This is a genomic window from Phocaeicola sp. HCN-6420, from assembly GCF_037890145.1.
In the GTDB taxonomy this organism is placed as follows: domain Bacteria; phylum Bacteroidota; class Bacteroidia; order Bacteroidales; family Bacteroidaceae; genus Phocaeicola.
Genome location: NZ_JBBKBJ010000066.1, coordinates 1 through 1,542 on the forward strand (window position 1 = coordinate 1; position 1,542 = coordinate 1,542).

The 1,542-nt window shown below is 57.3% G+C and carries 1 protein-coding gene; it reads left to right on the plus strand.

Annotated elements, in window-relative coordinates; all coding sequences use genetic code 11:
• Nucleotides 1-1,537, plus strand: a 1,537-nt coding sequence (locus WKT12_RS16360; protein ID WP_340320320.1) for a DUF3945 domain-containing protein, incomplete at its 5' end; no start/stop codon positions are given.
• Nucleotides 1,538-1,542: the final 5 nt, after the last annotated feature.

Genomic DNA, 1,542 nt, shown 5'->3' on the forward strand with positions numbered 1-1,542 from the left:
AGTCCGTGACGAGAAGACAGGCGAGATCAGCGTGGTAGCCGGGCTGAACGCGGACGGCACACCCAAGCGCACCCCCGCAAAAGCGGAGAACGCGCAGAGTTTCCTGCAATTCGACCGACATGGCGACGTGCTGGACAACTTCTTCAAGAACTTCTTCCGGCAGTGCAAGGAACCCAGCCGCTTCGGTTTCTACCGCATTGCGGCAGACCAAGCTGAAAATCTCTTAGAGGTGATGAAGCAACTGCTGAAAGACCCCGAAGCGAACAAGGAGCTGCTCGCCCCTCACAAGGTGGACACCTCCGACTATGAGAAGAAGGTGCAGGAAGAGATGGCAGCACAACAGACAGAGAAACAAGAACCTCAAAAACAGGAGAACATGGAACAACGGAAAGAACAGCAACAGGACAAATCCGAACAGATGCAGGGCAAACGTGGCTACCAGCCCATCGACGAGAGTAAAATCAACTGGCAGGAGCTGGAGGACAGATGGGGCGTAAAGCGGGACAACCTTGAAAAGTCCGGCGACCTTACGAAGATGCTCAACTATGGCAAGTCCGACTTGGTAAAGGTCAAACCGACCTTCGGCGGCGAATCATTCGAGCTGGACGCCCGCCTCTCCTTCAAGAAGGACGGTGAGGGAAACATCAGCCTCGTGCCGCACTTCATCCGCAAGGAGCAGAAGCTGGATGAGTACAAGGAACACAAATTCTCCGACAATGACCGGAAGAACCTCCGCGAAACGGGCAATCTCGGTAGGGTCGTGGACATTGTGGACAGGGAAACGGGCGAGATCATCCCCTCCTACATCAGCATCGACCGCAAGACGAATGAAATCACGGACATTCCGGCAAGCAGGGTGCGCATCCCGGAGCGCATCGGCAAGACGGAAATCACCACGCAGGAGCGGGACATGCTCCGCGCCGGACTGCCCGTACGCGACAAGCTCATCGAGCGCAACGACGGCAGAAAGTTCGTCACCACCCTGCAAGTGAACGTGGAGCAGCGCGGCGTGGAGTTCGTGCCGGGAACCGGCAAGTCGCCCCGTACCGCACAGACACAGGAAACCAAAGGCGACACATCGAAAAGTCAGGCGCAGGGCGGGGAAAATGCCGCACAGACCAAGAAGGAGCAACGCCGCAACACGTGGACGAACGAGGACGGCAGCATCCGCCCCATCAGCAAATGGAGCGGCGTGAGCTTCACCGACCAGCAGAAAGCCGACTATGTGGCGGGTAAAGCCGTGAAGCTGGAGAACGTGACCGACAAGCAGGGCTTCCATGCCACGATGTATATCAAGTTCAACCCGGAGAAGGGACGCCCGTACCGCTACGACACGAACCCTGACAATGCACAGCAGGTTGCTCCGTCCAACGAGAGCCGCACGCAGGTGGCGGTGAACAACGATGGCAAGACCAACGAGGCTACAAAGAATCTGAGAGAGCCGTTGCAGAAAGGTCAGACCAACCCGAAGGACGCCCGCCAGCAACAGCAGCAGGAGAAGCCGCAGAAGAAAACGGGCAAGGGCATGAAAATGTAATCCCG